This is a genomic window from Microcystis sp. M061S2, from assembly GCF_020245605.1.
Taxonomy (GTDB): domain Bacteria; phylum Cyanobacteriota; class Cyanobacteriia; order Cyanobacteriales; family Microcystaceae; genus Microcystis.
Map to the genome: position 1 here is coordinate 22,592 of NZ_JADBUP010000100.1, position 9,037 is coordinate 31,628.

The window sequence follows — 9,037 nt, forward strand, 5'->3', positions numbered from 1 at the left end:
ATCAGTCAGAAAAATAATATTAGAGATTCTACTGCTGAACTCCCAATACTCATCACCGGAGAATCCGATCCTTTAACAAATACAAAGAGACGATACCCCCTCAAAACCAGTTGATAGGATTATGGTAGTGACCGAAATCAACTTTTAAGAATCTATAATGGGCTTTATTGTCCATTATTATCTAATATAACGGCTTTAAAGCCTGTTATATGCACTTTTCCTCGGTATTATCATGGCCTATCCTCTCTATGTCGCTTTTATTTGGCATCAACACCAACCCCTCTACAAATCTTGTCAAACTCGCACCGATGCTTCGGGACAATATCGCTTACCCTGGGTGCGACTGCATGGGGTGAAAGATTATCTCGATTTAATCCTGATTCTAGAACGTTTTCCCAAATTACATCAAACTGTCAACCTTGTCCCCTCTTTAATCCTGCAATTAGAGGATTACGTCAATGGACTAGCTATAGACCCCTATCTTGCTCTCACCGTCACCCCGGAAGCGCAGTTAAACCTGGCACAAAAACACTTTATCCTCGAACACTTTTTCGATGCTAACCATCGAACTCTGATCGATCCGCACCCCCGTTACGCGCAATTATACGCAGAGCGTCAAGAAAACGGTCATAGTTGGTGTATTAGCCATTGGAATCTGCAAGATTATAGCGATCTCTTGGCTTGGCATAACCTCGCTTGGATCGATCCTATCTTTCACAGTGACCCAGAAATCGCAGCCTGGTTAGAACAGGGAAAAAATTTCAATTTAAGCGATCGCCAGCGAATTATCTCCAAACAGCGTCAAATTCTGCGTCGTATCTTGCCACAACACCGGTTAATGCAGGAAACCGGACAACTAGAAATCATTACCAGTCCCTACACCCATCCGATTTTACCCCTGCTGGCCAACTCGGAAGCCGGCCGGGTAGCAGTGCCGAATATGACCCTTCCTCGGCAATATTTCCGCTATCCTGAAGATATTTCGCGCCATCTCCAGAAAGCTTGGCAAATCTATATCGATCGCTTTGATAAACATCCTCGAGGACTTTGGCCCTCGGAACAATCCGTTAGTCCTGCGATTCTCCCCGCAGTCGCTAAACAGGGTTTTCAGTGGTTATGTTCCGATGAGGGGGTGTTAGGTTGGTCTCTGGGACATTACTTTCATCGCGACGAAAAAGGCAATATTAGCGAACCGGAATTGCTTTATCGTCCCTACTGTCTGGAAACTAGCAACGGCAATTTATCGATGGTTTTCCGCGATCATCGTCTCTCGGATCTGATCGGATTTAGCTATAGTGGCATGAAAGCGCAAGAGGCAGCTACAGACTTAGTTAAACACCTAGAAGCGATCGCCGAACAACTGAAAACCAACGCAGAAACCACGACCCTAGAAAAACCCTGGTTAGTTACCATTGCGCTAGATGGCGAAAACTGTTGGGAAAACTATCATCAAGACGGTTTACCCTTCCTAGAGAATCTTTATCAACTTTTAAGCGACCACCAAGCGATCGAATTAGTCACCGTCTCCGAATATCTCGATCGCTTTCCCGCTAATGCCAAAATTCCTGTCAATCAACTTCATAGCGGCTCTTGGATCGATGCCAATTTTACCACTTGGATCGGCGATCCCGCTAAAAATAAGGCTTGGGAATATCTAATTTTAGCCCGTCAAACCCTCGCTAATCACCCGGAAGCGACGGAAGATAATAACCCCGATGCGTGGGAAGCGTTGTATGCAGCGGAAGGTTCCGATTGGTTTTGGTGGTTTGGTTATGGCCATTCCTCCAATCATGACGCAATTTTTGATCAACTTTTCCGCGAACACCTGATCGCTCTGTATCAAGCTTTAAATGAGCCAATTCCCTCCTATTTGCTCGAACCGGTGGAAGAACACAGAGATAAACAAAGTAATCGTCCACTGGCTTTCATTCACCCCATTATCGACGGTTTTGGGGACGAACAGGATTGGGATAAAGCCGGACGGATCGAAATTGGCGGCGCCAGTGGTACAATGCACCGGACTTCCTTAGTACAAAGACTCTTTTTCGGTTGGGATCACCTCAATTTTTATCTGCGTTTCGATTGGAAACCGGGGGCAAAATTAGGAGAAGAAATTCCCGCAGAAGTTCATTTATATTGGTATTATGATGAAGTGCATCGTCTGCAAAGTCCAATTCCCTTAGCAGATATTCCCCCTCGATCGCCCCTCGATTACGGTTATCATCATCATCTAGGAATAAATTTAATCACGGAATTTACTTGGTTAGAATTCGCTCAAGAATATTTTACTTGGCAGCGAGTTCCTAGTAGTGCCAAAGCTTCTTTTAATCAATGTTTGGAAATTGCTGTCCCCTGGGAAGGATTACACATTGAACCCGATGCTCGTCTCCATTTAATCGCAGTTTTAGCCAATCAAGGTCAATATTATGATTTTCTCCCCGTTGAAGAATTAATCTTCCTGCAAAGACCTTAAATCAGTGATCAGTGATCAGTAATCAGTTTTTTAGTTATCAGCTAGAATCATACTAAATCCGTTGAGTATAGCCTACATATCAGACAGGCGAAAGGCAAAAGAGGAAATAGATAATCAGTCTTTAATAACCGGATTTAGTATTAAACGCTATCCTTGGGGAAATGGATGCGGATCACTGGCAAATTAATCACATCTGTGCAGCGGAAAATTAGCTATATAGTTGCATGATCTAGCTTTTTTAGGGCGCTGAGAGCATGGAGACGGACGATTGCTTCCCCATCGGCTGCTAAAGTCAGCAAAATACTTTTATTATCCCGATCTAATTCTCCTAAAGCGATCGCTAGAGACTGTTTAACTCCTGTATCACCGAGGATCGCAGGACGGGAGTGATAAAAATTACCGAGAATTTCCCCTGCTTGTCGGCGTAATTTCTGGCAGGTTTGCCGGCCGAGAATAGCGATAATTTCCCGACAAATCAAGACATTTTCGCTATATAAAGCCTTTTCTAAGTAATTTAAAGCTTCCCCATCCTCGATCCAGCCCAATGCTCGTACTACAGTTAATTTTAAACTATCGGGAGTTAAGGAAGATTGCAGCAGTGGATTTAAAGCTTTAGCTGAGGTTGCTGTGCCGATACGACCGAGAGCGATCGCCGTTTCTTGACAGATATCGAGGTGGATATCGAATAAGAGCGGTTGCAGATGGTTAACTAAATCTGCTTGGGGATAATTTGACCCTAGGTAACTACTAGCTTTAATTGCTTCCCGTCGCACATCGATGGCCGGATCCTGTAAAGCATCGAGGATAATCGCAGTAATCTGGGGATGGTGAAAACTGCTTAAAGCTTCGATCGCCATAGACCGAATGGCGCTAGATTGATCCTTAACTACGGTTAAAAGCGGTTCGATAATTTCTGGCCGGCGAATTTGTGATAAAGCTTGTACGGCTAAAAAACGCCTGTTCGAGTCGGACAGTAATTGTCCTAAACTAGAGATGGCAGAACTGCCGATATTAGCTAAAGCAGCCGCAGCCATTTGGCTGAGTTCCTCCTCCTCCGATCTTTGCAATAATTGACTGAGAGCGAGAATACAGGCTCGATCATCAAATTGACTGAGAATTCTCGCCAGAAACCAGCGCATTTCCCCATCTTGTTCCTCGGATTCTAACAGGGCAATTAAAGGAGCGATCGCCGGTTGACCGATTTGAGGAAATAGTTTAGCTATCTCCCATCGCTGTTGAAAATCGCATTTTTGTAAGGCTTCTAGGGCTAAATCGAGGATTTCATCGTTAATAATCGGTTCAATCGCATCTTTTTGGTTTAAAAGTCGCTGTATGCTGGCGTTTACTGTCTCCCAGTCCTTTTTATTCAACGCTATCTGAGCTTTTTCTAGCAGAGCTTGCATCGTGAGAAATGGCCTCGATTTTCGTGCTACCTATCCTAAGAATGTCAGACTTGCTCGCTTTTGTCCTCTCTTCTATGCAGGAAACCGATAATAAATCTCCAAATTGTGCATCAGACATCAGTAGAGGGGGCATCAGCGATCGCACAGTAGGGACGACTATAACAAAGGGGTGTTTCCAGGTCGTGTTCTTCCAAAAATTCCCGATTACTTAAAATCTTAGCGGTTTCTCCCTCAGCTACCACCTGACCACGACTTAAAACCACCGTGCGATCGCATAGTTCTAAAGCCAGATCGAGATCATGGGTGGCGATCACTTGAGTTTGGGGTAAAGTGGCCAACAGTTGTATTAATTGCCGACGGGACCGGGGATCCAGTTGGGCGCTAGGTTCATCAAAAACTAATACCTGCGGCAACATGGCTAAAACCCCCGCAATAGCCACGCGTTTTTTTTCACCCCCCGATAGATTCTGACTGTTTCTCTTGCCGTAATGCTGGGAATCCAATCCCACCGCGTGTAAAGCATGATGACAGCGATGGTTTAAATCCTCTCCCCGAATACCCTGATTCATCGGTCCAAAAGTCACATCTTCCCAGACAGTGGGCATAAATAGCTGATCGTCGGGGTTTTGGAAGACTAAACCGACAAAATTGCGGATATTTTCTAAATTCTCCGGTTTAACTTGGTAGGGACCGACGGTGATTCTACCGGTTTGCGGCGGGAGAATACCGTTAAAATGCAGTAATAAGGTGGATTTTCCCGATCCATTGGCCCCGACTAAAGCGACCTTTTCCGTAGCTTCAATGGCTAAATTAATACCCTTTAACGCTTCTGTACCGTCAGGATAGGTATAAACTAGGTTTTCAATAAAAATCGGGTTGTGGTGCATGAAAAACGAGACTTTTACCGAAAAATTGGGTTTAAGGTTCCCCGTCCTTTAGCGTAGCGGAGGACGGCTTTTTTGGCAACAGGTTGTCAATCTAGCTTCAAGTTTAGGCAACGGGAGTGTCAACTGAGTAGATGTACCATTTGACCCCAGAGGATCAGAATTACTGTGCAAATTATAGCGAGATAATCTTTCAGCTTACTTTGGGGAACCTGTACAGAGGGCAAGGAACCGGTGTAACCCCTCGATAACATGGCTTGATAAATGCGATCACCACGTTCGTAGGTACGGACAAATAAAGCGCCGATCATGTGTCCCACTAGCAACCGTTGCCATCGGGGACTACTCATTAAATTACGCGCAATTGCTGCCCTTCGCATGGAATTAAATTCAGCGATCAAAACAGCTAGATAACGGTACATAGAAGCTAAAATTGCCACCAATAAAGGGGGGGTTTTTAGGGTAACTAAGGCTTGTAACAGGTCGGGAATTGCTGTCGTTAAAACCAGAATATTGACCGTACAAAGACAGAGAAAAGCTTTTAGGGCTACACTGCCTAAAACCAGCAATCCCTCGCTAGTTATCCGCAAAAATCCCCAAGACCAAAGAATTTCGCCGCCATCGCGAAAAAGGGTTCCCAATAAAACCACACTGATAAAGACAAATTCGATCGCTACTCTTTGTAAAAGTACGCGAATAGTCACCCGACTGATCAGAATTAAAATAATTAATCCTAATCCGTAAATCGCCCAAGTTTCCCAGCTACCATTCGGCGTTAAGGCTGTGGCAAAAACTAACAAAAGAGTCACTAAAACCCTGGTATGGGGCGCGAGTCTCTGCCAAAAACCGCAATTTTGGCACTCATTTTCGCGAGAAAAAGTGGCAATGTGTAGCATTTATTCAGTGATCAGTTATCAGTGATCAGTTATCAGTTAGAAAGGGGATAGAGATTTAGGGATTTAGGGATTTAGGGGTTTAGGGATTTAGGGGTTTAGGGATTTAGGGGTTTAGGGAAATTTCAGCTAAATGCCCACGTCCCCACGTCCCCACGTCCCCACGTCTCGACTCCTTACTCCTGATTTTGGGATTTTGGAATCACTAATTTACCGATACCCCAAGCGATGCCGAAAGTGGCAAGAGTTCCCAGAAAACCGGCGAGGGGAGTGGCCACACCTTGGGGAACACCTTTGAGGGCATAACCATCAAAAATTCGGGCGGAAGGTAATTGATTACCGAGGGCGTTAGGGTCTTCTTTCTTGCTAAATTGTAAATCTTCCGCCACTCGATCGAGTCCGTCGGGATCGGGACTGGCAAAGGGAGAAAGAAAAACGGCAACAATTAGGGAGCATACCAGACCAATCAGAAAAAATTGGCTATTTCTGCGAATATTCATCGACTTAATTGCTTTATTGACGAGAAGCTTAGGAAGGGGAAACAGAAGTATTAACGGAATGGGGCGGATCGTAGAGGAGATCGGGACGGGTTCGCCAGATATAACCGACAGCGAAAACGGTAATCACCGCTTCCCCGATACCGATGAGGATATGCCAAGATAACATGGCCACAAGGGCGACTAAAGGCGGTACAGTCCCCGATAAAGCCAATTGCAGGGCGCAAACCAACGCAGCCACCACCACACTTGTCCAAGCGGCCAGGGCAACAGCGATCGCCATACTGCGCCAACTATTAAAACCAAGGGCTTTTCTAATCCCCAGATAGAGATAATAACCGCCAAACGTGCCGATCAGACCCATATTGACGATATTTGCCCCTAAAACCGTTAAACCGCCATCTTGAAAAAATAAAGCTTGCACGATAAAAACCACCGCCATCACCAGAGAACCCGCCCAGGGACCGAGTAAAACCCCCGCGAGAGTCCCCCCTAACAAATGTCCGGAGGTTCCCCCCGGAATGGGAAAATTAATCATCTGGGCGGCAAAAATGAAGGCGGCACAAACTCCCATCAAAGGTACAGCCCGTTCAGCGTAGTGACCGCGCACTTTTTTGAGAGAAAAGCTAATCAGGACAACGGCAATTATCCAAGTAAATAGACTCACTGATGGACTCAAAAAGCCGTCAGGAATATGGAGGGCGAGATAAGGGGTCAGCAGAGGGTGAAACAAACCAACTCCTAGAAAATTAACAGACATTACAACTCAGTCTCCTTGGCAATTTGGGTTAAAGATTTCAAGAGAATTGTTTGGCTGGGACGGAAAAGTCCTCTCTTCTAGTAGATAACTAACCGCTTCATTCTACAATGCTCTCTCTGGGGATTTAAAGCCTTTAGCTTCTTAAGAATTTCTGTTATTTTTCTGTTCGTCAGGGTTTAGCTATCAGCCAAAATCTGATTATTCTCAAGCAGTCAAATTATTTAAATTATTATTAATTTCTCGGGGGTTTTTCAGTTTTTATGCTAGGCCTTAACCAGTTATCAGTTATCAGTTATCAGTTAGAAGAGGCTGGTGACTACTAACCACTGAGTTTTAAGTAATATTAATCACCGATCACTGATTACTGTTCACTGATAACCGATAACTGAAAGGTCTCCCCACATCTTTTATACCTCTTACTTCCTAACATAAATAAAGATGAATCAGCTTAAAACTGTTACTTTATTGGGTTTACTAGCCGGTTTACTTGTCGCTATTGGCTACGCGCTCGGTGGTCAGGGCGGTGCTTTAATTGGTTTAGTAATCGCCGCCATTACTAATATCGGTTCTTGGTACTTCTCCGATCGCATTGCTCTGGCCGCTTACCAAGCCCAACCGGTCAGCCGCCAACAAGCCCCCGAACTCTACCAAATGGTGGAAACTCTCTCTCGTCAAGCCAATATTCCCACACCGCAACTCTATATCGTCCCCACCCCCGCCGCTAATGCTTTCGCCACCGGCAGAGATCCCGAACACGCCGCCGTCGCCGTTACCGAGGGGATTTTAAAGCTGCTGCCCGCCGACGAATTAGAAGCGGTTATCGCCCACGAATTAACTCATGTCCGTAACCGGGATACCTTAACCCAAGCTGTTGCGGCTACTGTTGCCGGGGCGATTTCCTACCTCGCCAGAATGCTGAGTTATGGTTTCCTGTTTGCTGGCAATTCTCGCCATCGTCAAGGGGGCAATCCCATCGGTTTACTACTTACCATCTTTCTCGCCCCCCTTGCCGCCACTGTGATTCAGATGGCTATCTCTCGTACCAGAGAATTCGAGGCCGATGCTGGTTCCGCCCGCTTGACCGAGAATCCCGAAGCTTTAGCCCGGGCTTTAACCCGTTTAGAATCGATCGGTCGTCAAATGCCCTTAAATGCCAATCCTGCCTTTGAACCGCTGTTAATTAGCAGTCCTTTTTCGGGGCAGTTTCTGGCTAATTTATTCGCTACTCACCCATCCACCGAGGCAAGAATCGAAAATCTCCGTCGCATTCAACAGGAATTATTAACCTGATCCCGTTCTTAATTTTTAGAGGTCATCTAATGATAAGCTATCAGAGATAACCCCCTCTTTTGCGCTTTTTCTAGCTTGGTATGAAACCGTGATCAACTCTGAAGAAAAAAGACCGACTTGGGACGAATATTTTTTAATGATCGCTAAATTAGCCGCCACCAGATCCACCTGTTTAGCGTTTCCCGTCGGTGCGGTAATTGTCAAAGATCGGCAGGTTTTAGCCACGGGTTACAATGGTTCGCCATCAGGAACAGTTCATTGTACTGCCCAGGGTTTTTGTTATCCCGGTTTGGGAACCTGTCGAGAATCCGGAGAAATTCCCTCTCGGGCAATTCATGCCGAAGCTAATGCGATCGCTCAAGCGGCTAAACACGGTATTTCTACCCAAGGTGCTAGTATTTACGTTACTTTAGAACCCTGTATTTCCTGCTTAAAACTAATTATTTCTTCGGGAATTAAAGAAGTTTTTTACGAAGCGGATTTTAATAGTGGGACAAAAGCCATGTTAAGGGATTCTTTTCTAGAAACGGGGATTATTAAATATAAAAAGATTTATTTATCAGAAGAAATGGCTAGTCATGCGGCCTTATTTTTATTAAATCCCATTTCGATCGATCTCAGGTAGTTATCTTCAACGGCGACATCACTCCACTTGAGTGGTGCTTTATCCATGGCGTGGCTCGGTTCGTCGAATAATTAGGGTTTGCTGAATAAGTACGGGCGAAGCATTCGGATAGAAAATCTACCTTTTCACCGATAGGTTATTGTCCGAATGCTTCGCCCCTACAGGACGCGGGCCGATGAAGACGCAAGGTTTTGAACGACGATTCTCTCAAA

The 9,037-nt window shown here is 45.2% G+C and carries 8 protein-coding genes; 3 read left to right on the forward strand and 5 right to left on the reverse strand.

Translation table 11 applies throughout. From position 1 onward, the window contains the following. Positions 1-232 precede the first annotated feature (232 nt). A complete protein-coding gene (locus IM475_RS17230) occupies positions 233-2,473 on the forward strand; it encodes a glycoside hydrolase (protein WP_287728454.1) in 2,241 nt (746 codons plus the stop codon). 212 nt (positions 2,474-2,685) lie between these two features. Here the strand turns inward: IM475_RS17230 and IM475_RS17235 are convergent, their stop codons facing one another. The 5 genes from IM475_RS17235 to IM475_RS17255 all read right to left on the reverse strand — a co-directional run bounded on the left by IM475_RS17235 (position 2,686) and on the right by IM475_RS17255 (position 6,910). Continuing rightward, positions 2,686-3,876 carry a HEAT repeat domain-containing protein gene (locus IM475_RS17235; protein ID WP_287728456.1) on the reverse strand — a complete coding sequence of 397 codons (1,191 nt, stop codon included), beginning with the start codon at positions 3,874-3,876 and terminating at the stop codon, positions 2,686-2,688. 110 nt (positions 3,877-3,986) lie between these two features. Next, positions 3,987-4,763 carry an energy-coupling factor ABC transporter ATP-binding protein gene (locus tag IM475_RS17240; RefSeq protein WP_287728458.1) on the reverse strand — a complete coding sequence of 259 codons (777 nt, stop codon included), beginning with the start codon at positions 4,761-4,763 and terminating at the stop codon, positions 3,987-3,989. Between the two features lie 119 nt (positions 4,764-4,882). Then, entirely contained in the window at positions 4,883-5,656 is a 774-nt protein-coding gene (gene cbiQ, locus IM475_RS17245; RefSeq protein ID WP_287728460.1) for a cobalt ECF transporter T component CbiQ, read from the reverse strand. A gap of 173 nt (positions 5,657-5,829) precedes the next feature. Continuing rightward, positions 5,830-6,153 carry a PDGLE domain-containing protein gene (locus IM475_RS17250; protein WP_287728461.1) on the reverse strand — a complete coding sequence of 108 codons (324 nt, stop codon included), beginning with the start codon at positions 6,151-6,153 and terminating at the stop codon, positions 5,830-5,832. A 28-nt stretch (positions 6,154-6,181) separates the two neighbouring features. Further along, on the reverse strand, positions 6,182-6,910 hold the full coding sequence (locus IM475_RS17255; protein WP_287728462.1) for an energy-coupling factor ABC transporter permease: 729 nt from the start codon (positions 6,908-6,910) through the stop codon (positions 6,182-6,184). Positions 6,911-7,348: 438 nt separating this feature from the next. Between IM475_RS17255 and IM475_RS17260 the strand changes: the two genes are divergently transcribed. Both IM475_RS17260 and IM475_RS17265 read left to right on the forward strand, forming a co-directional pair. Further along, entirely contained in the window at positions 7,349-8,200 is an 852-nt protein-coding gene (locus IM475_RS17260) for a zinc metalloprotease HtpX (protein ID WP_287728463.1), read from the forward strand. Between the two features lie 88 nt (positions 8,201-8,288). Then, on the forward strand, positions 8,289-8,825 hold the full coding sequence (locus IM475_RS17265; protein WP_110578255.1) for a deoxycytidylate deaminase: 537 nt from the start codon (positions 8,289-8,291) through the stop codon (positions 8,823-8,825). Positions 8,826-9,037 lie beyond the last annotated feature (212 nt).